Genomic DNA, 24060 nt, shown 5'->3' with positions numbered 1-24060 from the left:
TTTTTCAACTGGTACACTCTTCCTCAGCAGACAAGCCTACATTTTCTGTCGTTCACGGAATGCTCGCTCAATATCGCGGCCCGCTTCCTTCTTCTTCAATGTCTCACGCTTGTCGTAGCTCTTTTTCCCCTTACCAAGACCAATTAAAACCTTCGCATACCCATTTTTTAGGTAAACTTTCAAGGGCACAAGTGCATAGCCTGCTTCCTTCGTTTCACCGATCAGCTGGTTGATCTGGCGCTTATGAAGCAAAAGTTTTCTTGTGCGCAGAGGATCATGGTTGTATCGGTTTCCCTGTTCATACGGGCTGATGTGCAGATTATATAAGAATAACTCCCCATTATCGACCTTTGCATATGAATCTTTTAGCTGAACGCGCCCGTTGCGAATCGATTTTATCTCTGTTCCTTGGAGGACGATTCCGGCTTCATACGTTTCTTCAATAAAATAGTCGTGATTTGCTTTTTTATTCTGGGCAACGACTTTTCCCTCACCTTTTGGCATAAAAAACTTCCCCCTTATCTGTTCTCTAATTTTAGCAAATAAAGTGTTCCTCTACAACGAAAAGAGAGCTAGGACAACAGAGAGCCCCTTCGTCAGGAGCTCTCCAGTAAACATTGCCTATTTTCTCTTTTTCGGTTTACGTTTGGCAGCTGGTGCGTTTTCGAAGAATTTTTTCTTCTTGCTCTTTGGATTTGAGCTTGAGCCGTTTTTGCTGTTCCCAAAACTCCGGCCTCCGCGCTTACTCTCTTCTTCTTTTCCGTGACGCGGCTTTTTCTCGCTGCTGCCGGTCTTGAAGATCTTTGGCTGAGCCGGACGCTCACGTCTTGGCGTGCCCTTCATGCCGACGATTTCAAAATCAATGGAACGTTCATCTTTGTTCACTTTGATGACTCGGACAGTAATTTCATCACCGATTCGGAAGACATTGCCCGTTCGCTCGCCGATCATCGCCAGATGGCGTTCATCATAGCGGTAATAATCATCGGTCATATAGCTGACATGTACTAGACCTTCGATGGTATTTGGCAGCTCAACGAACATTCCAAAGTTTGTAACGGAACTGATGATACCATCGTATTCTACTCCCACCTTGTCTTCCATGTACTCCGCTTTTTTCAGCTCATCTGTTTCACGTTCGGCTTCTACCGCACGGCGTTCCATGTTGGAAGAATGCTCGGCAATATCCGGCAGCACCGCATTCCATTTTTCCTTCGTTGCCTGGTCCAGTCTGCCCTCAATCAAGTATGTCCTGATCAAACGGTGGACAATTAAGTCTGGATAACGGCGGATTGGTGATGTGAAATGAGTGTAATACTCCGTTGATAGACCAAAGTGGCCCAGACTCTCCGGATAGTATTTCGCCTGCTGCATCGAACGGAGCATGACAGTTGATATTACCATTTCCTCCGGCTTTCCCTGGACTTCCTCAATGATTTCCTGCAGGGCCCTTGGATGAACCCCATTTGCAGAACCTCTGACAAGATATCCAAAGTTGGTAATGAAATCAAAGAATTTCCTAAGTTTTTCTTCTTTCGGATTCTCATGGATACGGTAAATGAATGGCACATCCAGCCAGTGGAAGTGCTCAGCGACCGTTTCGTTCGCTGCAAGCATGAATTCTTCAATCAGTTTTTCAGCAACGGAACGCTCTCTTAACACAATATCTGTTGGATGGCCGTCTTCATCGACCAGTACCTTTGATTCTTTAAAATCAAAGTCAATTGCGCCGCGATCCATTCTTTTTTTCCGAAGAATAGCAGCGAGTTCCTCCATCAATTCAAACATTGGCACTAAAGAATCATATCGTGAACGGGTTTCTTCGTCTTTATCAACAAGGATACGATTGACATCAAAATATGTCATCCGCTCAGTCGTCTTGATGACACTCTGATAGATTTCATGGTCTATGACCTGTCCATCTGGAGTGATCTCCATATTACAAGACAGCGTCAGTCGGTCGACTTTCGGATTCAGGGAACAAATACCGTTCGATAAGCGGTGCGGAATCATCGGGATGACCCGGTCAACGAGATACACACTCGTGGCACGGTCTTCTGCTTCGCGATCAATTGGTGAATCCTCGGTTACATAATAGGTGACATCCGCGATATGAACGCCAAGTTGATAGTTGCCATTTTCGAGTCTCGTCACCTGAACTGCATCGTCAAGGTCCTTGGCATCAGCGCCGTCAATCGTGACAATGACTTCATTGCGCAGGTCACGGCGATTGGCCATTTCACTCTCCTTGATTTGGTCTGGGGCATTATTCGCCTGCTTCATTACTTCATCTGGAAATTCCATTGGCAAGCCATGTTTATGGATGATCGAAAGGATATCAACACCCGGGTCATTTTTATGGCCGAGAATGGCGATTACTTCTCCCTCTGCGCTTTTTCGTCCTTCAGGAAAGCTCGTCAGTTTTACAACGACCTTATGTCCTTCCACTGCCCCCATGCCAGCTTCCTTTGGAATAAAGATATCGCTTGTGAATTTCTTATCATCGGGTATAACGAAGCCAAAATGTTTGCTTTCTGTATAAGTCCCGACGATTTGTGAGACACCTCTTTCAAGAATCCGCACTACTGTGCCTTCCCGGCGCTGGCCAGAACTGTCTGACGATACACGGACAAGGACGGTGTCCCCGTTCATCGCATTGCCCGTTTCATTTGGCGGGATAAAGATATCATCCATGCCCGGCTCTTCTGTTATGACAAAAGCGAAGCCCTTAGCATGGGCGCTTAATCGGCCGCGGACTAAATTCATTTTTTCGGGAAGACCATATCGGTCACTGCGAGTTCTGACAACTAGGCCCTTCTCTTCCATAACCACAAGTGCTTTGACAAACTCTTTGAATGTCGAGGAGTCCTCGATTCCAAAGGCACTCTCTAGTTCCTGGACGGTAAGCGGCTTATAGGCTTCATCTTTCATATGGTGCAATAGCCTGTCTATATGGCTTTTAATGTTCTCATCCATATAAATCCCTCCTTCTATTTAGTGTTCTTTCTCTTTATTCTTGCCAATCTAACGTTTCAAGAAACTCATAAACGTCTTCATGAAGCTGATCGCGTTCCTTATCAAGGGTGATGACATGCCCTGACTCTTCATACCACTTCAATTTCTTATGTTCTGACTCAATGTTGTCATAAATGATATTCGCACTGTCAGGATCGATGATCACGTCATTGCGCGCCTGGACAACAAAAGTCGGAGCATAAATTAGGTCTATGCTTCCCCGGACCTCCTTGATCAGTTCCTGGAGGTCTTGTAAGGTGGCCATCGATTTTTGTTCGAGTGCCTTTACCTCTGCCTCTATTTGCTCCACCGGCTTGCCTTCCAGTCGTTTGTATTCGCGCGCATACTCAAGGACGCCCCGATACATCAACTCTTCCGTCTTCAGATGCATCGGTGCGCACATTGGCACGATTCCCTTTAACGGCTTGGAATATCCAAGCTTCAAGGACAGGACGCCTCCCAGTGACAATCCGGCAACTGCTATTTCCTCATATCCTTCTCTCTTTAGGAACTCGTATCCATCAAGCGCATCCTGCCACCAATCAGCAGGTCCTGTATGTATAAGTTCTTCAGGAGGTACCCCATGTCCTTTAAAAACAGGTGCATGGCAAGTATATCCTTTTCCTTCTAAAAATCGGCCCAGCATCCTGACGTCCGCAGAATTGCCGGTAAATCCATGCAGCAGCAATACCGCTCTTTTTCCAGCTTTAAATGTAAAAGGTCTTGGCACTAACTTTCGCATTTTTCTTCTCCCTCTGTCTAATCTCTTTCTTAGTTTTAACAAACATACATGGAACATTCAATTAAAAGACTTTAATTTGTAAATACCCTGATTCCCTGTAAATATGTAGGTTATTTGTACACAATAAAACCCGGCCTCTTGTTGGAAGCCGGGTGAATTGCTTGTATTATAGTTTAAAATAAGTAACGGCAATTGTCAGAACAAAAAATAGAACCGATAGAACAACCGTAACTCGGTGAAGAACTAAATCCAGCCCTCTTGCCTTCTGCTTACCAAACAATTGCTCAGCGCCTCCAGAAATAGCACCAGAAAGACCAGCACTCTTGCCTGACTGAAGAACAACAACCGCAATAAGTCCAATGCTCACAATCACTAGCAGAACGGTTAAAAATGTATGCATGACGTACCTCCCGATAAAACTGTAACAGTAAGTTTAATTTATCACACTTTCGCAATGGACACAATACTTGGCCGAATTGTTGTAAAAAAACACCGGAAGCATCGTCATGCAACCGGTGTTTCTGATTACTTCTTCAGGTTGTAGAAAGATTTGATTCCGTTGAAGCGAGCTGTTTCGCCAAGCTGATCTTCAATGCGAAGAAGCTGGTTGTATTTCGCTACGCGGTCCGTACGTGATGGTGCACCAGTCTTAATCTGCCCAGCATTTGTTGCAACAGCGATGTCAGCGATCGTTGAATCTTCTGTTTCACCAGAACGGTGAGAGATCACTGCAGTGTAGCCTGCACGCTTCGCCATTTCGATTGCATCAAAAGTTTCTGTCAAAGTACCAATTTGATTCACTTTAATCAGGATAGAGTTGCCTACGCCTTGCTCGATTCCTTGAGCAAGCTTCTTCGTGTTGGTAACAAACAGGTCATCCCCAACAAGCTGAACTTTTCCGCCTAGGCGCTCAGTCAATAGCTTGTGGCCTTCCCAGTCGTTTTCATCTAACCCGTCTTCAATTGAGATGATTGGGTATTTAGAAGCCATTTCTTCGTACCAGTCAACCATTTCTGCAGAAGTTTTCACGACACCTTCACCAGAAAGGTGATACTTGCCGTCTTCTTTGTTGTAGAACTCAGATGATGCAGCGTCCATTGCAAGCATTACTTGCTCGCCTGGTTTGTAGCCTGCTTTTTCGATCGCCGTCACGATTGTTTGAAGTGCTTCTTCATTGGAACCAAGGTTTGGAGCGAAGCCTCCTTCATCCCCTACAGCTGTGTTCAAGCCTTTTTCCTGAAGAACAGACTTCAGGTTGTGGAAAATTTCCGCTCCCATGCGAAGTGCTTCACGGAAGTTTTCTGCGCCAACAGGCATTACCATGAATTCCTGGATGTCTACGTTGTTGTCCGCGTGCTCGCCGCCATTCACGATGTTCATCATCGGAACTGGAAGCTGCTTGGAATTGAATCCGCCAAGGTATTGGTATAAAGGAAGATCCAGATAGTCTGCAGCAGCGTGGGCAACTGCCATAGAAACACCAAGGACAGCATTTGCACCTAACTTGCCTTTGTTTTCAGTGCCATCTAATTCGATTAGCGCCATGTCGATGCCGTTCTGGTCCAGAACGTTGAACTCTTCGCCAACAAGGAAAGGAGCGATAATTTCATTCACGTTTTCAACTGCTTTTAACACACCTTTGCCAAGGTAACGGCTCTTGTCACCGTCACGAAGTTCAACGGCTTCGTATTCACCAGTAGAAGCACCACTTGGAACGAGCGCGCGTCCAAATGCGCCTGATTCTGTATAAACCTCTACTTCGACTGTTGGGTTTCCGCGGGAATCCAATACTTCACGTGCGTATACATCTGTAATAAATGGCATAAATACACTCTCCTTATATTATATGTTTGTTTGATGATGAAGCTGGATCTATTTGAAATCCGCCTTGATTAAAGATTTTCCTGTCATTTCTGCCGGCTGGTTCAGTCCCAGCAATTCTAGCATAGTAGGTGCCAAGTCGCCGAGGATTCCATCTTCCCTGAGCTCAACGCCTTCTTTCGTCACTATGACAGGTACCGGATTTGTTGTGTGCGCCGTCATTGGATTGCCTTCAAGGGTTACTACCTCATCTGCATTTCCGTGGTCCGCAGTGATAATCGCAGTTCCGCCTTTTGATAAAATCAGGTCTACAATGCGTCCAAGGCACTCATCCACTGTTTCTATCGCCTGAATCGTCGGCTCGAGCATACCTGAATGTCCTACCATATCCGGATTTGCAAAGTTCAAGAGAATCGCATCAAAGTTTTCTGCTTCGATTTCCTTGATCAAAGCGTCCGTCACTTCATACGCGCTCATTTCTGGCTTCAGGTCATAGGTTGCAACCTTTGGCGAGTTGATCAGGATCCGCTGTTCACCCGGGAATTCCTTCTCCCGGCCGCCGCTCATAAAGAACGTTACGTGCGGATATTTTTCTGTTTCGGCGATGCGCAGCTGAGTCATGCCAGCCTGGGATATCACTTCTCCTACTGTGTTATCCAGGTTGGTTGGCTTGAATGCCACATAGCCATCAACCGTCTCACTGAAATGCGTCAAGCAAACAAAGTGAAGATTTTCGGGATGACCTTCGCCACGATCAAATGAACGATAGTCTTTATTTGTAAAAGTGTTTGAAATCTGGATTGCGCGATCAGGACGGAAATTGTAGAAAATCACCGCATCTTCGTTCTGGATTGTCGCAACTGGTGAACCGTCCGGACGTACAAGCACAGATGGAACAACGAATTCATCAAAGATGCCATTATTATAGTTATCTTCAATCAATTCCATTGGGTTCGAATACGTTGGTCCGTCGCCGTATACCATGGAACGGTACGATTTCTCTACACGATCCCAACGCTTGTCGCGGTCCATCGAATAGTATCGCCCAGAAATCGTGGCAAATTCACCGACTCCGATTTCACTCATTTTTTCTAGCGTTTGTTCAATATACTTAGGGGCAGTTTGCGGTCCAACATCACGGCCGTCAAGGAATCCGTGTACATAAACATTCGTTAGGCCTTCCTCAGCAGCAAGCTTCAAGAGAGCAAACATATGCTCAATATGGCTATGAACTCCGCCATCTGATAGCAAGCCCATCAGATGAAGAGCTTTGCCTTTTTCTTTTACATGCTTGATCGCCGCAAGAAAGGTCTCATTTCTTTCAAATTCGCCTTCACGGATGGAAAGGTTTACGCGTGTAAGGCTTTGATAAACAATATGGCCGGCTCCGATGTTCAAGTGGCCCACCTCGGAATTCCCCATTTGACCCTCAGGAAGTCCGACCGCCTCGCCACTTGCCGTTAAATTCGCGTGCGGGAATTTACTCCAATACCGATCGAAATTCGGCTTTTTCGCTTGGGCAACGGCATTCCCTTTCGACTCAGACCGACATGCAAAGCCATCGAGAATGATTAAGGCTGTTGGTGACTTTTTACTCATTCTTACCTGCCTCCAATAACTGTAAGAAGGAATCTGCCTCTAGGCTTGCTCCGCCTACCAATGCGCCGTCGATGTCAGGTTGAGACATATATTCCTTGATATTCGTTGGCTTAACGCTTCCGCCATATTGGATCCGTACCGCTTCCGCCACTTCTGGTGAAAATTGCTCGGCAACTACTTTGCGGATGTGAGCACAAGTTTCGTTCGCATCATCAGCTGTGGAGGACTTGCCTGTTCCGATCGCCCAGATCGGTTCATAAGCAATAACCGTTTGTTTTACCTGCTCCTCCGTAAGTCCGGTGAGCGCAGCTTTGATCTGACCGCCAACAAACTCGTTTGTTTCGCCATTTTCACGCTGTTCAAGCGTTTCGCCACAGCAGACAATCGGAGTCAGATTGTATTGGAATGCTGCCAATGTCTTCTTGTTCACTGTGTCGTCTGTTTCATTGAACATTTCGCGTCGTTCCGAGTGGCCGATAACGACGTATTTTGCACCAATATCCTGCAATGCCTTCGGGCTGACTTCGCCTGTAAAAGCACCGCTTTCTTCAAAGTGCATGTTTTGTGCGCCAATTTCAAGATCTGATTGCTTGGTTAAATCAACGAGCTGGCCAAGGAATAGGGCAGGAGCACATACAACAGATTCAACCTTGTCCTTTGAAGGTACAAGTCCGCTTACTTTTTCAATGAAAGCTTTCGCTTCAGGCAGCGTTTTATTCATTTTCCAGTTACCAGCAATGATTGGTTTTCGCATGCTGTCACTTCCTTTCAAGATTGCTGTTTTAAAGTTTCCCTTAGATATATTAGGTCCGTAAAACCTTACTTATCATTCAAGGCGACTACTCCTGGCAGCTGTTTTCCTTCCATAAATTCGAGGGAAGCTCCGCCGCCTGTGGAAATGTGGCTCATTTGTTCAGCCAGTCCAAATTTCTCGACTGCTGCTGCAGAGTCCCCTCCGCCAATGACGGAATATGTATCGCCTGCATCGGCTAATGCTTGTGCTACAGCTTTTGTTCCTTCGGCGAACTTATCTATTTCGAAGACGCCCATAGGTCCGTTCCAGATCACCAGTTTGGACTTTTGGATGACATCCCGGTATAGTTCAGCAGTCTTCGGTCCGATATCTAGCGCTTCCCAATCTGCAGGAATTTCTTCAATCGCGACGATTTTTGAATTTGCATCGGCAGAAAAATCATCGGCAACGATCCCGTCAACCGGCATGTAGAAGTTCACGCCTTTTGCCTTTGCCTTTTCTATGAAGCTTTTAGCCAATTCAATTTTATCTTCTTCTAAAAGAGATTTGCCGATTTCGTAGCCCTGTGCTTTTACAAATGTGTAAGCCAGTCCACCGCCGATGATCAGGTTATCTACTTTTTCCAATAGGTTATCGATGACGCCGATTTTGTCTTTAACCTTCGCGCCGCCAATAATCGCAGTGAATGGACGCTCTGGGTTTGACAATGCTTTTCCAAGTACTTCAAGTTCTTTTTCCATCAGGAAGCCAGAAACAGCTGGAATATACTTGGCGATCCCCTCTGTTGATGCATGCGCACGGTGTGCCGCTCCAAATGCATCATTGACATATACATCAGCAAGCTCTGCAAATGCTTTTGCAAGTTCAGGATCATTCTTCTCTTCGCCTGGATAGAAACGGACATTTTCAAGAAGCAGTACATCGCCCTCGTTCATGCTGTCGATTTCAGATTTTACAGATTCGCCATAAGCTTCATCTGTTTTTTGTACATCCTTTCCTAGCAGCTCAGACAGGCGCTTTGCTACAGGAGTCAAACGCAATTCTTCCACAACCTGCCCTTTTGGCCGGCCAAGATGGCTTGCAAGAAGGACTTTTGCACCTTGATCCATCAGGTACTTGATTGTTGGCAGTGCAGCACGGATCCTTGTATCATCCGTAACCTGTCCATCCTTCATCGGCACGTTGAAATCGACGCGGCAAAAAACTCGTTTTCCTTTTACATCCACATCTTTTACTGTCTTTTTGTTCAAAGCTAGAAACCTCCTTTGAAATAGCGCAATTGCGCGATTTTGCATAAAAAGCGCAAGCGCCTTGGTCAGCCCTCAGACACTGGAGCTAGACAATGTTCCAAAAAAAGAGGAGAGGGAATTTTTACCCCGCTCCCCTTTCATCCCACTACATTATAGTCGTAAATGGATTATGAATCCAATATTTGCTTACAGACCTTTTTTAGCGATGAAATCAACTAGGTCCACTACACGGTTAGAGTAGCCGGTTTCGTTATCATACCAAGAGATTACTTTTACCATACTGCCTTCCATAACCATGGTGGAAAGCGCATCGATTGTAGAAGAATTGGTACAGCCATTGTAATCGCTAGATACGAGTGGCTCTTCGCTGTATCCAAGGATGCCTTTAAGTTCGTTTTCTGAAGCTTTCTTAAATGCAGCATTGATTTCTTCCACTGTTACGTCCTTTTCAAGCTCAGCAACTAGGTCAACAAGTGAAACGTTTGGAGTTGGAACGCGCATTGCTCCACCGTTCAGTTTGCCTTTTAGTTCTGGCAAAACTAAAGAAACAGCTTTTGCAGCACCAGTTGTTGTAGGAATAATGTTTTCCGCAGCTGCACGCGCACGACGGTAGTCTTTGTGCGGAAGGTCAAGAATTTGCTGGTCATTTGTGTATGAGTGAACAGTTGTCATCATACCGCGCTTGATTCCAAAGTTATCGTTCAGAACTTTCGCGAATGGTGCCAGGCAGTTTGTTGTACAAGATGCATTAGAGATTACATGGTGGTTAGCTGCATCGTATTTGTCGTCGTTTACACCCATAACAATCGTAATGTCTTCGTCAGATGCTGGAGCAGAAATAATAACTTTCTTTGCGCCTGCTTCCAGATGCTTCGCTGCGTCTGCACGCTTAGTGAAACGTCCAGTTGATTCTACTACTACTTCTACGCCAAGATCGCCCCAGCCAAGCTGAGCTGGATCTCTTTCAGCAAGCACCTTCACTTTATGGCCGTCCACTACAAGGTAGTCACCATCAACTGTAATGTCTTGGTTCAATGTTCCATGAACGGTGTCATATTTTAAAAGGTGTGCAAGCATATTCGCATCTGTTAAATCATTGACTGCCACCACTTCTACATTAGGGTTTTTTAGAGCCGCGCGGAACACGATGCGTCCTATACGTCCAAATCCGTTAATACCAACTTTTACTGCCATGAATATTTCCTCCTTTGATTCCTATAAAAGGTGTTGTTTATATTAAGGTGTTACCCTTGTAACAATGTTTTAGCGGCCCCTTCATCCGTGACCAAAATGGTCGAGGAAGGTGCCTGTTTCATATAGGCTCTGATTGCCTTTGCCTTTGACTGCCCGCCAGCAACCGCGATAATATTGCCTATATTTGCGAGATCCTCCAACTGAAGGCCGATCGTTAGCACTTTGTGGACGATTTCTCCTTCTTCGTTAAAATAATAGCCAAAAGCCTCGCCGACTGCCTTGCCTTCGAGAATTTTTTGCAAATCTTCTTCGCTAGTATTGCGGCGTTCCGCCATTGTAATAGCGTCTCCAATCCCATGTAAAACCATGCTTGCTGATTTGACTAAATTCCATACTTCATAAATCAGCGGTTCTTTGATAAAAGACCTGTAAACTTCGCTGCTGACCTGATCCGGTACATAAAAGACCCGGTTGCGGGATTTCGTTTTGTCCGCCATGATGGCACAAACCGTATTCGCCTGATTCTTGACGTCCTCGCCGATTCCGCCTCTTGCTGGTACGAACACCAAACCTTTTTCGCCAAAGTCAGGAGTCAGGCTTTCCGCCACGGCCGCCATCGTCGATCCCCCAGTTACAGCAATGATATTTTTATCGCCATGGAGGAGCTCTTTCATGCTTCCGGCTGTCGCGCGGCCCAGCTCGCTTTTCACCCATGGTAAACGATCGCTGTCTCCTGGAACCACAATGACCTTTCGGATGCCCATGCGTTTTTCAAGCTGATGCTCTAATGTGTTTATACCCATTATGTCCCGCATTACTCTATCAAGACTTTCCAGTATATCTTTACCCTCTTTTGTCAGTGTCATTCCTGAAACCGACATGGAGATCAGATTCTGGTCTTTCAAAAACTCTACCTCAGAACGCAAAACCCGTTCTGTCAAATTCAGGCTGGTCGAGAGATTCCTCCTGCCAACTGGCTGCATTACGTTTATGTATTGGAGGATGAGAGAGCGTTTTTGCATAACTTGCAGTAAATCGGGCAATATTCTTTTTTGAATATCAATGAGCGATAAGTCCATGTTGATATTCTCCTTTATAAGTGTTGGGCGTAAAATGTCCCGCTAAGACATATTATGTCCCACTCGTGGTAAAAAAAATCACCCCTGCTACAGAATCCATTTTAACAGGTGTGAAATTCTTAATCAACTTATAAACTCAAGGTTTTTTCGTGAAAACGCTTCATTTATGAACTTTTTATTAATAATGCCATTTTGCAGCTCTTCTCCATCCAGTTCGATGACCGGAATGGTTATCCCATACTTTTCGACAAGCTCGCTATCGTCGTCAATATTGATTTCTTCTATTGTAAAATTCCAGTTTTGCTGGAGTTCTTCGAGAATCTGGTGCGCATTCTCGCATAAGTGGCAGCGAGGACGCGAATAAAGTTTGACTATTTTTTTCATTTCAGGCTCCTTATCCTGCTTATTCGAATCGTTTTCGTTTGGCGGAGGACGGGATCCCTAACTGGTCTCGGTATTTCGCGACTGTTCTGCGGGATATCATCATTCCTTTCTGTTCCTTCAGCATTTCCACTAGCGCCTGGTCCGAAATCGGCTTTCTTTTATCTTCTTCCATTATATAGTGCTCGATTGCCGCCTTTACAGATTGCGATGAGGCATGATCGTTTTCGGTGGTGGCAACCCCACTAGTAAAGAACGATTTCAATTCATAGGTTCCGCTTGGTGTCTGCACATATTTTTCACGGACCGTCCGGCTAACGGTTGACTCGTGGATCTCCAGCTCATCCGCCACCTCCCTCATCGTCATCGGCGACAAGTGAGAAGGTCCTTTCAAGAAAAAGTCCGGCTGTTTTTCAATGATTTTCATCGATACTTTAAGCAATGTTTCCTTCCGCTGTTCAAGGCTGCGGCGAACCCACTGGAAATCCCCCTGCTTTTCCTGGAGGAATTTATTGACTTCTTGATCCTTATGCTGTGATAGCTGGCGATAATAGCTGTCGTTAAAAGAAATTTTCGGAATCAGCGCATCATAGACACCGACGGATAGTTTCTCTCCTTCTCGTTTCACGATAACATCCGGCACAATATAGGCCGGCTGCTCTCGCTGAAAAACTGCGCCTGGTTTTGGATCAAGCTTCTGAATCTCATCATGGACCTTCTGGATATCCTTCAAATCAATCCCCAGAATTTTAGCCAGAGCCTTCCACTTTTTCTCGGCAAAAAGAAGAAAGTGCTCGCTAATAATCGTGATTGCCAGCTGGTTTTCTCGTGAACGCTGCTGCCTTTTTAACTGAATAAGCAGACACTCCTGAAGGTCCTTTCCGGCGATGCCAGCCGGATCCAATGATTGCAGCTTAAAGAAAGCGCAATCGATTATTTCTTTATCAACTGCAAATCTTTTGATTAGTTCCTCGCGATCTAGATTTAAGTAACCGTTTTCATCTATATTTTCAATCAGCACAGGTAAAATCACTTTTTCTATCGGCGACGCTTTTAAGAAATTTAGTTGGGAATGAAGGTATTCTTCCAGCGTCTCGCTCTCATTGGAACCGATTTGCTCAATCAAGTTCCTATCGTCTCGATCGAAGCTTCGTTTTGGCTTTTTTCTCGTTCGGTCCATATTGGAGTCCAATTGAGTAATATTTTTGAATTCAACTTGCAACAGGGGATTTTCCACCGATTTAGCTTCTAAAAAAGCCGCAAGCTCCTGTGCAGAATATTGCAAAAGCGCAATTGCCTGAGTCAACTCCTGCGTCATCGCCAATTTCAACGTTTGCTTTTGCACCAAACTAGCTTTCATATCCATCCAAATCACCCCTGCATTCATTTTACATGATAAACAAGCATTGGTGTATGGAAAGAATTTGACAGGACAATCAAAATCCACTATCGACATCACATTACTTCCGACTACTTTTGCCGGAAATGACGAAAACCTTTCCGGACTTGAACCAACTTCGGACTACTTTTGCCGAAAACGACGGGAACCTGTCCGAACTAGTGCCAACTTCGGACCACTTTTACGGAAAAAGGCGAAAACCTCTCCGAACTTGGGCCAACTTCGGACTACTTTTGCCGGAAGCGACGAAAACCTGTCCGAACTAAGGCCAACTTCGGACAGCTTTCCCCTCCAAACCGAACCAGTTACCGAATGAACGTAGCTTCTTTAATCAAATACTGTCGGCAAACTCTTGATGAGCAGTTACTTTCGTTTTATTGTTAATAAACTTACTTAACTCCAATTGGGCTTGTCTACTTAAATTTTGAAATTCAATTCCATAAACAACGAATTCTTCCCCAAGATGATCTTCTCTTCTTACTATCTTCCCCTTTAAGATTAAAGGAATTCCATGCAATTCAAAAGAGATCATTACACAAATATCAGACCTTACAGGAAGTTCAAAATTACTCGTCATTTTCAATCCGGATAAGCTAATATCCTTAATATAACCAGTAATCTTCTTATTTCGTAAACTTCTAAATTTCGGATTTCCTATCTCATAAAAACTTACAGTACAAAATTCATTCTCAACTGGTACCCTTATACATTTTCTTCTGTTTTTCCTAGGTGTACCAACCGAAGGGGCTTTATCTGTTACTTGTTTGGGAAAATGCTTTTTTGGCTGTGAAGTTATTTCTGTTTTCATTCTTTTATTTAAATTAGCTATATTCAAATACATAAGAATATGAATCAATGTTATTGAAAAAATAATTAACAAGCTTATTTCAGTAGTCATTATAAGCAAACTCCTGTTCTTGAAAGGAGTGAAGGTTTACCGAGTAGATATCCTTGAGCATATTTAACACCTAAGCTTTTTAAAATTGCCAGGCTTATCTCGTCTTCTACTCCCTCTACAATTAGATCGGAATTGTATTTCTCACAAAAATTAAGCAAAGAAAATATAACGTCTTTTTTCTGCTCATTCGAAAATAAATCTGTAACAAAATAACGATCTAACTTTAAAAAGTCAGGTTGTAATTCTAAAAGCATCCTGATCGATGTAGAACCTTTACCAAAATCATCTACTGCTATTTTCAAGCCTAGTTTCTTTAATTCAGGTAATGCCATCTTTACTTTTTCTAAATTAATTTGCTCACTTTCTACAATTTCCAAGATTATCTGTTGACTCATGAAACGATTTTCCTGGATAATACTCCTTATAAAAGGCAGGAAATTGGGATTAATAATTGTCGATGGAAAGACATTTAAAAACAGTTTCTTTCGTCCTTTTGAATCATCTGCCAATTGGTAGGTGGCGAAGGCTTTGTGAATAGACCGCGAATCTAATTCATAAAGCCTTTTTTCCTTTTTAGCGATCCTGAAACTTTCTTCCGGATTGATGCGTTGCATGGTTCTTAATAGGCCTTCATAACCAACCAAGTGCCATTTCTGGACATCGTAGATTGGTTGAAATAAATGATACATTTCTAAACCTTGTTCTGATTCAATCATTTTACACCTCCATAAATATAAAAAAGCACAAATTCCCAAAAAAATGGGAGCGTGTGCTTTTTTCTTTCCCACTTTCTTCGGTAACCCAGCTACCTTAGCAATTGCCTTAGGTCTGAAGCTTTGCGTCCTTACCTTTCGATAAGTTTGCCTTTTTCGTATAAAGTGTCGATATAGTGAATAATTTACACTTTATTCCGACAAAAGTCTACACCATTTTACATTTTATTGGTTTTTTTAAAGAAAATATGGGTTTTTAGTTTTAATTAACCAAAAGATTCCAATAGGATAGAACTCAGTGTTATTGTATAATTAAGGTATTCAAGAATACTTTTGCTATCTTTTATATGGCAAAAGTACTAGGACTAAATCAGTACTATTGGAGGAGACTTCATTAATACAAATACATAGAAAAAGGGGAAGTCAATGTGACAAAAGTAAAAGTAAGAAAACCATTTTATAAAAAATGGTGGGTATGGATTTTAGCAATCATTATTGTTGGTTCAATTGCAACTGGGGGAGGAGAAGAAACTACTGCACCTGCAGAAACAAAAACTCCCACTGAAGACACAAAAGCAGCATCATCTTCCGTTCCACCAGTAGAGAATAAAGACGAAACAAAAGCAGCAGCAGCGAAGAAAGAAGAAACGAAGCCTGAGGATAATGTTCCAAACGAGTACAAGTCAGCTTTGAAAAAAGCAGGATCATACGCAGAAACAATGAATATGTCACAAAAGGCTATTTCTGAACAATTGACCTCAGAATTCGGCGAAAAATTCTCACCAGAAGCTGCTAAGTATGCAATGGATAATTTAGAATTTGATTGGAAGTCTAACGCTTTGAAGAAAGCCGAATCTTATTCAGATACAATGTTTATGTCCAAACAAGGAATATATGATCAACTGGTATCTGAAGCAGGGGAAAAGTTCACCGCAGAAGAAGCGCAATATGCGATTGACAATTTGAAAGCAGATTATAATAATAACGCCTTGGAAAAAGCGAAAAGTTATCAGGAAACAATGAGTATGTCTCCTGAGGCAATAAGAGATCAATTAGTTTCTAATGCAGGAGAGAAATTCACACAAGCAGAAGCTGATTTTGCTATTGCGAATTTACAATAAATCTTTACCTATTTAATGTAAATAAAATAAGGGTTTTCGAGGTATACGGACAGTTAATCCGAATACTCGAAAACCCTTATTTTTTCTATGTTGTAGTGCCCTCGGCGAGAATCGAACTCACATTTTAAGCTTCGGAGGCTTACGTGCTATCCGTTGCACCACGAGGGCATGTCTGAAGTTGACAGTACGCTTAACTATTATAGGATAAGTCATCTCCATTTGCAAGAAGGATTTTCTGCCGTATCTTTTTTACCCGATGTAATCGATCCCGAATACACAGTTATCATACAAAAAATTTATTATATGACGATAGTCGTTCGTCTCGTAAAACTTAGAGAGCCTTTCGTTAAACTCACCTAAATTTTTTTCCTCGATTGTTACCACACCCTTGCCGTGTGAAATTAAAATTTTGTTCGCTGAAATAATGCTTGTGCGTTTATTTCCATCCCAAAATAATTGTTTTCGCATTGCCCACAACATATAAGTCAAAGCTCGCTCTGTCACACAAGATATGTTCATAATGTTTTCCATTTCAGCTAAAACTTCACTTTCAACTGGAATGGTAGGTTGATATTCCACGCCTGATACACCAACATTTCCGTTACGTAAAACTCCCCAATCAATACTTTCATTATAGGCAACAAATTCATTTATTTTTTTTACAAAATCTAAATGAAATGGAGCCTCCATATTGTTGAGAGTATATCTCCAAGCATTCCTAAGATTTAAGATTTTTTGCACGTCATCCATATCTAAGTTGCTTACAGATAAACCCTCTAATATTGTTTTCGTTTGTGGAAAAGTAATGTTTACTCCTTCTATTTTTGCCGTGTAATATATGTTCTCGACTAATCTTTTCTTTGCAAGAAACATATTCTCTCGTGTTGATAAATTATATTTATCAATCATAAAACTCACGCCTTTTCAGTGATTTCTTCTTATTTTACCACATACCTTAAAACATCAAATACTCATCTACATCTGCCCTATCAGCGTTTGTTTAAAAATGACTAACTTGGGTAAGATGGATACGGTACAGCAAATGGGAATATTGTCGAACAGTTTTTGCTGGCTTTGTAAGCGATTTGTTTGACCTTTATTGACCATGCGTGTATCATGAAACTACATAAGGCACTTTGGCAAACGAACCATTTAATGCCAGCCTAGTTATGGCAAGATTTAACGTTAAAGGAGGAAAACAAACATGAACTTGATTCCTACAGTTATTGAACAAACGAACCGGGGCGAGAGGGCATATGATATTTATTCCCGCCTTTTAAAGGATCGCATTATTATGCTGGGAAGCGGCATTGATGACAATGTTGCCAACTCCATTGTAGCCCAGCTGCTTTTCCTGGAAGCTGAAAATCCGGAAAAAGACATTTCTATCTACATTAATAGCCCTGGCGGCAGCATCACTGCCGGAATGGCAATTTACGATACTATGCAGTTCATCAAACCAGATGTACAGACAATCTGTATCGGTATGGCTGCTTCCATGGGTGCCTTCCTTCTCGCAGCCGGAACAAAAGGCAAGCGTTATGCCCTGCCAAACGCGGAAGTCATGATTCACCAGCCACTTGGAGGCGCACAAGGACAGGCAACTGAAATCGAAATCGCTGCAAAGCGCATCCTGTTCCTTCGTGAAAAGCTGAATACCATTCTTTCCGAACGTACCGGCCAGTCGCTTGAAGTCATTTCAAAGGATACGGACCGCGATAATTTCATGACAGCTGAGCGTGCGAAAGAATATGGTCTTGTCGATCAAATCATCACACGCAGCATAATCGAAGAAAAAAAGAATAAATAATCGCAGAAAACTCGCCCTTGTAAAAGAGCGAGTTTTTTTATTAAGCTTAATTTTCATTCTGAATATATTCAGTTAGCTTTGCTATCGCTTCTTCTTCGTCCTTTCCATTTGCGATCAGATTCACCGATACGCCGGAACTGACTGCCAGACTCATCAAGCCCATGATGCTCTTTGCATTCACCTTTTTCCCATCCTTCTCCAGAAAAATATCGGATGAGAACCTGTTTGCTTCTTGCACGAATAATGCCGCAGGGCGTGCCTGCAGTCCGGTCTTCAGTTTGACTTGCACCTGTTTTTCAACCATTGCTTTTCCTCCTGATCCCTATTTATTTATCGTTTGCCCGGCACGCAGTTTATCTGCTATCTCATCAATTTTTCGCAGCCGGTGATTGATTCCTGATTTGCTGATCGTTCCCCCGCTGACCATTTCGCCCAGCTCCTTGAGGGTGACTTCCTGATAATCGACACGAAGCTGAGCAATCTCCCTCAGCTTTTCCGGTAAAATTTGCAGGCCAACTGTATCCCTTATAAATCGGATATTCTCCACCTGTCTTAATGCGGCGCTGATCGTTTTATTTAAGTTCGCCGTTTCACAATTAACAAGGCGATTGACCGAGTTTCTCATATCGCGGACAATCCGGATATCTTCAAATCTCAGCAAGGCATTGTGGGCACCGACAATGGTCAAAAACTCGGTGATTTTTTCCGCCTCCTTCAGATAAGTGATAAAGCCTTTTTTCCGTTCCAGCGTTTTGCTGTTCAGTCCAAAGGTGTTCATCAACTGACTTAAAGAATCATTATGCTCCTGATATATCGAGGCAATCTCCAGATGATAGGACGATGTTTCCGGGTTATTCACTGACCCACCTGCAAGAAAAGCACCTCTTAAATAAGAACGCTTACAACATTTCTTTTTAACTAGTTCTCGTGAAATTTCATGGTTAATTTCCATGCCTTCTCCTAAAATCTTTAAATCCTCCAGAATTTCTCTGGCCGATTCATTCAGGCGGACAATATAAACATTATTTTTTTTCAGCCGCATCTTCTTTCGCACCAAAAGCTCTACCTGTATCTGATAGCTTTTCTTGATCAAGGTATAGATTCGCCTGGCAATCGCGGCATTTTCTGTCTGTACGTCTACGATGAGTTTGCGATTAGAGAAGGAAAGGGAACCATTCATCCGGATCAAAGCGGACAATTCGGCATTGCCGCAGCAGCCCTTCACGTCCATATTCGTGAGTTCTTTTTTTGTTTCCGAAGCGAACGACACCTCTTCACCCCCTGATTGTCTGGTGCTGACGCCTCACAAAAGGACAGCAGCTGTTTTTTTATCGAGGCAAACGCTTGCTTCTTATATTTACGCGTTATGCCTCTTTTTGGTTTCATCAATTATCATCGAATATAAAATTTCTGCAACTTTCTTTGTATCATGTCGGATGACATTGCCATCCAGTTCTGCGATTTCGTCCTGGACGACTTCGACTCCTAAAGAATTCAATCGTTCCAGATCAAATACGACAGGCTGGGCCCGTTCTTCCTTGTAGCGAAGCTCCACATCCGGCGGAATGGTCTCACTGTTTACCAAAACCGTATCGATAAAAGCACAATCCATATGATCGTAGATCGCTTGTATATGGTCGCTTGCCGTAAAATCATGCGTCTCGCCGGCCTGGGTCATTAAATTGCAAACATACACCTTGCGCGCTTTTGCTTTGCACACTTCCTTGCCAAGCTTTTTCACAAGCAAGTTTGGCAGGATGCTTGTATATAAGCTTCCCGGGCCGATGACAATCAAATCCGCTTCTCTGATCGCCTGGAGCGTTTCAGGCAATGGCTTTACGCCTTCAGGGTTCAAGTACACTCTCTTGATTCGTTTGCCTGAGTATGGAATTTTCGATTCGCCTCTGACGATGCTGTCATCCTCCATCACCGCATTCAAAATGACGCTTCTGTTTGCTGCCGGCAAGACTTTTCCGTGCACATTGAGCACCTTGCTCATCTCCTGGATCGCATGGACAAAATTGCCGGTAATCGACGTCATTGCCGCCAGGATCAGATTTCCGAGCGAGTGGCCGGATAACTCATTGGATGTATTGAATCGATGCTGAAACATTTCCTCAATCAACGGCTCCACATCCGATAGGGCAGCGAGGACATTTCGAATATCGCCAGGAGGAGGAATCTGCATATTCTCACGCAGACGGCCTGAACTTCCGCCATCATCAGCCACAGTGACAATTGCAGTGATTTCGACGGGATGCTTTTTCAAGCCCCGGAGCAGGACTGGAAGGCCTGTTCCGCCTCCGATGATGACGATTTTTGGCAGTAGTTCCGTCATCATGTCGTAAGTCCCTTCCTTTTATCGATATCTCGGTGGGTCACGCGCGTATGGTAATCCTTCTCGAAATATTTGGCAATATGCTCCGCCAGTGCTACCGAACGATGCTGACCTCCCGTACAGCCGATGGCAATGATCAGCTGAGCCTTTCCTTCTCGCTTATAATGAGGAAGCATGAAGCTCAGCAGATCGGTGACCTTTTCAAGAAATTTGGATGTCTCATTCCATTTTAAAACGTATGTCGACACCTCTTCATCAAGACCGGTTTTTGGCCGCATATGCTCAATATAATGCGGATTTGGCAAAAAGCGGACATCGAAAACGAGGTCAGCATCGATTGGGATTCCATGCTTAAACCCAAAGGACATGACATTCACGGTGAAAATCGTCTTCTTATTAATCGAAAATTCTTCAAGGATTTTTTCGCGCAGATCTTTCGGTTTCATCCCGGTTGTATTATAAATAAGCTGCGCTCTGCCCTTCAGTTCTTCCAGCAGCTCCCGTTCAAGCTGGATGCCTTCAAGCGGCAAACCAGATGGAGCAAGTGGATGCGAACGTCTCGTTTCTTTATACCGGCGGACAAGGGTCGAATCATCTGCATCAAGGAACAAGACCTCGGGTGTCACCCATGAAGTTTCCGCCAGATCATCCAGTGCCTTGAACAAAGAATCAAAAAATTCACGTCCACGCAAATCCATGACCAGTGCGACCTTATTCATTTTAGTACCAGATTCCTTCATCAACTCAAGGAACTTCGGCAGCAAGGTCGGCGGCAAATTGTCGACACAGAAAAAGCCAAGGTCCTCAAAACTCTGGATCGCAACCGTTTTTCCTGCCCCTGACATACCTGTTATGATGACAAGCTGGGTATCAGTAATGGAACCGGTAGTCATTTCTCTTCCCCCTGAAAAATTAATTTTGTATTTTTCGGATTAATTTGGGTCGAGCCTGTAATGAATCAGCTCGAAATCCGGTGTATACGTAAATGTTCCATAAATGATTCCTTGTCCATGGACCATATAATCGAGAATATGATAATCTCCTGCCGCCATCGGCAGTTCTTTGATGTCCTCTATCCCGTGCCAGGAGATAGTCCCTTCGTCCGTAACATCGAGATTGTTCCCATCTGCCTCAGTAGCATAAAAAGTGAACATCATCCACTCAGATACGACCTGGTTCTCTTCCTTGATGACGAACGTGAAAATCCCTTTAATTTGAGGATTTCTCAGGTAAATACCTGTTTCTTCCCGGAATTCCCGAATACAAGAATCCTTCACAGTCTCTCCTGGTTCCATCTTCCCGCCTGGAGCCACCCACCAATTGCGGCGCGGCTTCTGCAGCAGCAAAATTTTATCCTCTTTCACCAAAACACAATTCGTGACGCGCTGCATTCTGTCCACCTCTTCATCAATATGCATTAGAAAAGTCCGCCGCAAAAAAGGCGGTTTTCCTGCATACCTTTCACTTGTTGCTATTTTAATGGAATCCGGACACATAGCCTTCAATTTACCGGACTTTTTATTCTTTCCATTATACTATTTTTCGGTTTTCCCCACAATGATATCGAGGAGCGATAATTTTTTAAGTGTTCTATTCGTTTGCCTATGTCTGTACCATTTTTATGGATAAAAAAAAAGAGCACAGGATTACCTGTGCAACAAGGTTTATATTTTTAAAAGGGGGTCAATTTCTATTTTTATTATATCCAATGATTGTTTCACTACTGTTACAGTTGAATTAATAAACGATGACTTTTTGTTAATTTATCCCTCGATGTGAGGTTTTTCCCATCAATAAGAGCTGTTACGCTTTTGCTTTCAATTCCTCGATCAATTCTTCGACATAATGCTGCGCGTTTTGACCAGCGATACTTCCGTCGCCAGTTGCCGTCACGATTTGGCGCAGCGTTTTTTCACGGATGTCTCCAGCTGCAAAAATACCTGGAACTTTCGTTTCCATCTGCTCATTTGTTTCGATATAGCCGTTGCTGTTTGTAATGCCAAGGGCTTCGAATGGCTTGGTCAATGGAACCATTCCAATGTAGATGAACACGCCGTCAGCCGCAAATTCCTGTTCCGTGCCATCTAGTGTGGAAATTAGCGTCACGCTGCCAACTTTGCCGTCTTTATCATTGATTTTTTTGATCGTGTGATTCCAGATGAAATCAATTTTTTCATTCGCAAAGGCGCGGTCTTGAAGAATTTTTTGCGCACGAAGTTCGTCACGACGGTGCACGATCGTCACTTTTGAAGCGAAGCGCGTCAAATAAACGCCCTCTTCCACAGCGGAATCGCCGCCGCCAACCACTACAAGTTCTTTATTTTTAAAGAATGCGCCGTCGCAAACCGCACAGTAAGACACACCTCGGCCGCCAAGCTCCTGCTCGCCAGGAACGCCAAGCTTTTTGTACTCGGCACCAGCAGAAATGATGATGGAGTGGGCTTTGTATTCCTTATTGCCCACCTTGATTGTTTTATATTCTTTGCCATCGATGACTTCTTTTACATCCCCATAAGCATATTCTGCACCGAATTTTTTTGCGTGGTCAAACATTTTTGTCGATAGTTCTGGCCCAAGAATATGCTCAAATCCTGGATAGTTTTCCACTTCTTCTGTATTAGCCATCTGGCCGCCCGGCACGCCGCGCTCAAGCATCAGTGTCGATAAGTTCGCACGGGAGGTATAAACAGCAGCCGTCATCCCTGCTGGTCCGGCACCGATGATAATGACGTCATAAATTTTTTCTTCTGACATGGTGTACAACTCCTTTGGATATCATAATACGCCAATTTCCGTTACCCATTCGGAAATAGTATTTCCTGCATAAACCTATCCTATAAAAGAAGTGCTGCATAGTCCAAAAATATGCTTAAAAGAGGAATTTGTTTTCCAAAATTACTAAAATGCCTGAAACAAGCCTTATAGCGATTCATTTTTGCCCTTTTTCCTGCTAAAAAAGCTTTCAGAATTATTGACAATTTCGTGAAGAGTGATATGATCAAAATCAGAAAATAAATTCAATAGTGATTTTTTACCTGCTAGGGGAGCCTTTGTGAAGGCTGAGATTAGAGTGAAACTTTAAGACCCTTTGAACCTGATCTGGATGATACCAGCGTAGGGAAGTGGAGTATGTAAAAAGCGGTATCCTTTTCTTTTACTGCCAATACAGCCACTTTCTGCCTGCAGAAAGTGGCTTTTTTATTGGAAAAATTCAGCATCTTAAAAATCACTTACCAGGAGGGAATTATGTCTACTTTTACCCAGTTGATCCGTCAAGAAGCAAATGCCATTTGGGAAGCAAATTTGGACCATCCATTCGTTCAAGGAATTGCCAAGGGTAGCTTGCCAATTGAAAACTTCCGCTACTATGTTTTACAGGATTCGTATTACCTTTCTCATTTTGCCCGCATCCAGGCCATTGCTGCTTCAAGGGCTGAGGAATTGTCGATTACCGCTAAAATGGCAGCCCATGCCCAAGGAACCTTTCAGGCAGAGCTAAGCCTCCATGAAAAATTCATCGGCCAGCTCGGAGTGACGAGGGAGGAACTCCAAAGCTTTCTGCCAGCACCAACGGCATATGCCTATACTTCCCATCTATACAGGGTGGCGGCTTCAGGTAGCCTTGGAGAAATCATTGCCGCCATGCTCCCCTGTTACTGGATTTACTACGAAATTGGCGAGACGCTTAAACACGCAGCCCCTGAAACACCGATCTACCAGGAATGGATTGCTGCATACGGAAGTGACTGGTTCAGCGAGCTTGTAAACGAGCAGCTCAGCCTTCTCGATACGATTGCTGAAAATGCTTCGGAAAAAGAAAGAGAAAAGATGAAGCAACACTTTATCTACAGTTGCCATTATGAGCTCAAGTTTTGGGAAATGGCTCATACGCTGGAAGGCTGGTCAATAACCAATAAGAAAGCAGCGGTCCATTAAAAGGGGGGAA

Annotated in this window: 24 protein-coding genes, 1 tRNA gene and 2 riboswitches; of the genes, 3 read left to right on the top strand and 22 right to left on the bottom strand. The window is 43.5% G+C overall.

All coding sequences use genetic code 11. The annotated features are described in order from the left end of the window. Positions 1–36: 36 nt before the first annotated feature. The 14 genes from smpB to UB32_RS01155 form a co-directional block, all read right to left on the bottom strand. Positions 37–504: an SsrA-binding protein SmpB gene (gene smpB, locus UB32_RS01220; protein ID WP_044390551.1), complete on the bottom strand. Its 468-nt coding sequence runs from the start codon at positions 502–504 to the stop codon at positions 37–39. 117 nt (positions 505–621) lie between these two features. Further along, complete coding sequence (gene rnr, locus UB32_RS01215) at positions 622–2976, bottom strand: ribonuclease R (protein WP_044390550.1); 2355 nt, start codon at positions 2974–2976, stop codon at positions 622–624. A 34-nt stretch (positions 2977–3010) separates the two neighbouring features. Further along, positions 3011–3757, bottom strand: a complete 747-nt coding sequence (locus UB32_RS01210; protein ID WP_044390549.1) for an alpha/beta hydrolase — start codon at positions 3755–3757, stop codon at positions 3011–3013. Positions 3758–3923: 166 nt separating this feature from the next. Further along, complete coding sequence (gene secG, locus UB32_RS01205) at positions 3924–4157, bottom strand: preprotein translocase subunit SecG (protein ID WP_044390547.1); 234 nt, start codon at positions 4155–4157, stop codon at positions 3924–3926. 125 nt (positions 4158–4282) lie between these two features. Continuing rightward, entirely contained in the window at positions 4283–5581 is a 1299-nt protein-coding gene (gene eno / locus UB32_RS01200; RefSeq protein WP_044390545.1) for a phosphopyruvate hydratase, read from the bottom strand. Positions 5582–5629: 48 nt separating this feature from the next. Next, complete coding sequence (gene gpmI, locus UB32_RS01195; RefSeq protein WP_044390543.1) at positions 5630–7177, bottom strand: 2,3-bisphosphoglycerate-independent phosphoglycerate mutase; 1548 nt, start codon at positions 7175–7177, stop codon at positions 5630–5632. Continuing rightward, positions 7170–7931, bottom strand: a complete 762-nt coding sequence (gene tpiA, locus UB32_RS01190; protein WP_044390541.1) for a triose-phosphate isomerase — start codon at positions 7929–7931, stop codon at positions 7170–7172. The genes gpmI and tpiA overlap by 8 nt, the downstream gene beginning before the upstream one ends. 65 nt (positions 7932–7996) lie before the next feature. Then, on the bottom strand, positions 7997–9181 hold the full coding sequence (locus tag UB32_RS01185; RefSeq protein WP_044390539.1) for a phosphoglycerate kinase: 1185 nt from the start codon (positions 9179–9181) through the stop codon (positions 7997–7999). Positions 9182–9367: 186 nt separating this feature from the next. Continuing rightward, the gene (gene gap / locus UB32_RS01180; protein ID WP_044390538.1) at positions 9368–10375 is read right to left on the bottom strand and encodes a type I glyceraldehyde-3-phosphate dehydrogenase; all 1008 of its coding nucleotides are present in this window, start codon (positions 10373–10375) and stop codon (positions 9368–9370) included. A gap of 50 nt (positions 10376–10425) precedes the next feature. Further along, positions 10426–11454 carry a sugar-binding transcriptional regulator gene (locus tag UB32_RS01175; RefSeq protein ID WP_044390536.1) on the bottom strand — a complete coding sequence of 343 codons (1029 nt, stop codon included), beginning with the start codon at positions 11452–11454 and terminating at the stop codon, positions 10426–10428. Positions 11455–11577: 123 nt separating this feature from the next. Continuing rightward, positions 11578–11838 carry a glutaredoxin family protein gene (locus UB32_RS01170; protein ID WP_044390534.1) on the bottom strand — a complete coding sequence of 87 codons (261 nt, stop codon included), beginning with the start codon at positions 11836–11838 and terminating at the stop codon, positions 11578–11580. Between the two features lie 19 nt (positions 11839–11857). After that, complete coding sequence (gene rpoN, locus UB32_RS01165; RefSeq protein WP_044390532.1) at positions 11858–13201, bottom strand: RNA polymerase factor sigma-54; 1344 nt, start codon at positions 13199–13201, stop codon at positions 11858–11860. Between the two features lie 364 nt (positions 13202–13565). Beyond that, positions 13566–14132, bottom strand: a complete 567-nt coding sequence (locus UB32_RS18900) for a PilZ domain-containing protein (RefSeq protein WP_052806904.1) — start codon at positions 14130–14132, stop codon at positions 13566–13568. Next, positions 14132–14848, bottom strand: a complete 717-nt coding sequence (locus tag UB32_RS01155; protein ID WP_044390531.1) for an EAL domain-containing protein — start codon at positions 14846–14848, stop codon at positions 14132–14134. The genes UB32_RS18900 and UB32_RS01155 overlap by 1 nt, the downstream gene beginning before the upstream one ends. Positions 14849–14924: 76 nt before the next feature. Next, a riboswitch (cyclic di-GMP riboswitch) is annotated at positions 14925–15007 on the bottom strand. Positions 15008–15273: 266 nt separating this feature from the next. On the opposite strand from UB32_RS01155, the gene UB32_RS01150 reads away from it, so the two are divergent. Beyond that, positions 15274–15966 (top strand): Ltp family lipoprotein, encoded by a 693-nt coding sequence (locus tag UB32_RS01150; protein WP_052806903.1) that lies wholly within the window; start codon positions 15274–15276, stop codon positions 15964–15966. 96 nt (positions 15967–16062) lie between these two features. On the opposite strand, the gene UB32_RS01145 is transcribed toward UB32_RS01150, so the two are convergent. Next, positions 16063–16134 (bottom strand) — tRNA-Arg (locus UB32_RS01145). 81 nt (positions 16135–16215) lie between these two features. Then, positions 16216–16875 carry a Fic family protein gene (locus tag UB32_RS01140; protein ID WP_044390528.1) on the bottom strand — a complete coding sequence of 220 codons (660 nt, stop codon included), beginning with the start codon at positions 16873–16875 and terminating at the stop codon, positions 16216–16218. A gap of 295 nt (positions 16876–17170) precedes the next feature. Between UB32_RS01140 and clpP the strand changes: the two genes are divergently transcribed. Beyond that, positions 17171–17776 (top strand): ATP-dependent Clp endopeptidase proteolytic subunit ClpP, encoded by a 606-nt coding sequence (gene clpP, locus UB32_RS01135; RefSeq protein WP_044390527.1) that lies wholly within the window; start codon positions 17171–17173, stop codon positions 17774–17776. A gap of 46 nt (positions 17777–17822) precedes the next feature. Here clpP and UB32_RS01130 read toward each other — a convergent pair whose 3' ends face one another. From UB32_RS01130 to trxB, 6 genes are all read right to left on the bottom strand, one after another. Continuing rightward, the gene (locus UB32_RS01130) at positions 17823–18080 is read right to left on the bottom strand and encodes an HPr family phosphocarrier protein (protein ID WP_044390525.1); all 258 of its coding nucleotides are present in this window, start codon (positions 18078–18080) and stop codon (positions 17823–17825) included. Positions 18081–18098: 18 nt separating this feature from the next. Then, positions 18099–19046: a DNA-binding protein WhiA gene (gene whiA / locus UB32_RS01125; RefSeq protein WP_044390523.1), complete on the bottom strand. Its 948-nt coding sequence runs from the start codon at positions 19044–19046 to the stop codon at positions 18099–18101. A gap of 87 nt (positions 19047–19133) precedes the next feature. After that, on the bottom strand, positions 19134–20117 hold the full coding sequence (locus UB32_RS01120) for a gluconeogenesis factor YvcK family protein (protein ID WP_044390521.1): 984 nt from the start codon (positions 20115–20117) through the stop codon (positions 19134–19136). Beyond that, positions 20114–21007, bottom strand: a complete 894-nt coding sequence (gene rapZ / locus UB32_RS01115) for an RNase adapter RapZ (protein ID WP_044390519.1) — start codon at positions 21005–21007, stop codon at positions 20114–20116. The genes UB32_RS01120 and rapZ overlap by 4 nt, the downstream gene beginning before the upstream one ends. Before the next feature lie 39 nt (positions 21008–21046). Then, positions 21047–21505 (bottom strand): NUDIX hydrolase, encoded by a 459-nt coding sequence (locus UB32_RS01110; protein WP_044390517.1) that lies wholly within the window; start codon positions 21503–21505, stop codon positions 21047–21049. A gap of 412 nt (positions 21506–21917) precedes the next feature. Next, a complete protein-coding gene (gene trxB, locus UB32_RS01105; protein WP_044390515.1) occupies positions 21918–22868 on the bottom strand; it encodes a thioredoxin-disulfide reductase in 951 nt (316 codons plus the stop codon). 276 nt (positions 22869–23144) lie between these two features. Beyond that, a riboswitch (TPP riboswitch) is annotated at positions 23145–23252 on the top strand. A gap of 108 nt (positions 23253–23360) precedes the next feature. Between trxB and tenA the strand changes: the two genes are divergently transcribed. Beyond that, positions 23361–24050 (top strand): thiaminase II, encoded by a 690-nt coding sequence (gene tenA, locus UB32_RS01100; protein ID WP_044390581.1) that lies wholly within the window; start codon positions 23361–23363, stop codon positions 24048–24050. The last annotated feature ends 10 nt before the right edge of the window (positions 24051–24060 follow it).

It is taken from the genome of Mesobacillus subterraneus (genome assembly GCF_000934845.1).
Taxonomy (GTDB): Bacteria; Bacillota; Bacilli; order Bacillales; family Cytobacillaceae; genus Mesobacillus; species Mesobacillus stamsii.
Note: the sequence above shows the minus strand (reverse complement) of the source record. Positions and strands in the feature narration are given on the sequence as shown.

Excerpts from the sequence above, each read along its gene's own strand:
- smpB (WP_044390551.1), bottom strand. The coding sequence starts at position 504 with ATGCCAAAAGGTGAGGGAAAAGTCGTTGCCCAGAATAAAAAAGCAAAT.
- rnr (WP_044390550.1), bottom strand. The coding sequence starts at position 2,976 with ATGGATGAGAACATTAAAAGCCATATAGACAGGCTATTGCACCATATG.
- UB32_RS01210 (WP_044390549.1), bottom strand. The coding sequence starts at position 3,757 with ATGCGAAAGTTAGTGCCAAGACCTTTTACATTTAAAGCTGGAAAAAGA.
- secG (WP_044390547.1), bottom strand. The coding sequence starts at position 4,157 with ATGCATACATTTTTAACCGTTCTGCTAGTGATTGTGAGCATTGGACTT.
- eno (WP_044390545.1), bottom strand. The coding sequence starts at position 5,581 with ATGCCATTTATTACAGATGTATACGCACGTGAAGTATTGGATTCCCGC.
- gpmI (WP_044390543.1), bottom strand. The coding sequence starts at position 7,177 with ATGAGTAAAAAGTCACCAACAGCCTTAATCATTCTCGATGGCTTTGCA.
- tpiA (WP_044390541.1), bottom strand. The coding sequence starts at position 7,931 with ATGCGAAAACCAATCATTGCTGGTAACTGGAAAATGAATAAAACGCTG.
- gap (WP_044390538.1), bottom strand. The coding sequence starts at position 10,375 with ATGGCAGTAAAAGTTGGTATTAACGGATTTGGACGTATAGGACGCATC.
- UB32_RS01175 (WP_044390536.1), bottom strand. The coding sequence starts at position 11,454 with ATGGACTTATCGCTCATTGATATTCAAAAAAGAATATTGCCCGATTTA.
- UB32_RS01170 (WP_044390534.1), bottom strand. The coding sequence starts at position 11,838 with ATGAAAAAAATAGTCAAACTTTATTCGCGTCCTCGCTGCCACTTATGC.
- rpoN (WP_044390532.1), bottom strand. The coding sequence starts at position 13,201 with ATGGATATGAAAGCTAGTTTGGTGCAAAAGCAAACGTTGAAATTGGCG.
- UB32_RS18900 (WP_052806904.1), bottom strand. The coding sequence starts at position 14,132 with ATGACTACTGAAATAAGCTTGTTAATTATTTTTTCAATAACATTGATT.
- UB32_RS01155 (WP_044390531.1), bottom strand. The coding sequence starts at position 14,848 with ATGATTGAATCAGAACAAGGTTTAGAAATGTATCATTTATTTCAACCA.
- UB32_RS01140 (WP_044390528.1), bottom strand. The coding sequence starts at position 16,875 with ATGATTGATAAATATAATTTATCAACACGAGAGAATATGTTTCTTGCA.
- clpP (WP_044390527.1), top strand. The coding sequence starts at position 17,171 with ATGAACTTGATTCCTACAGTTATTGAACAAACGAACCGGGGCGAGAGG.
- UB32_RS01130 (WP_044390525.1), bottom strand. The coding sequence starts at position 18,080 with ATGGTTGAAAAACAGGTGCAAGTCAAACTGAAGACCGGACTGCAGGCA.
- UB32_RS01120 (WP_044390521.1), bottom strand. The coding sequence starts at position 20,117 with ATGATGACGGAACTACTGCCAAAAATCGTCATCATCGGAGGCGGAACA.
- rapZ (WP_044390519.1), bottom strand. The coding sequence starts at position 21,007 with ATGACTACCGGTTCCATTACTGATACCCAGCTTGTCATCATAACAGGT.
- UB32_RS01110 (WP_044390517.1), bottom strand. The coding sequence starts at position 21,505 with ATGCAGCGCGTCACGAATTGTGTTTTGGTGAAAGAGGATAAAATTTTG.
- trxB (WP_044390515.1), bottom strand. The coding sequence starts at position 22,868 with ATGTCAGAAGAAAAAATTTATGACGTCATTATCATCGGTGCCGGACCA.
- tenA (WP_044390581.1), top strand. The coding sequence starts at position 23,361 with ATGTCTACTTTTACCCAGTTGATCCGTCAAGAAGCAAATGCCATTTGG.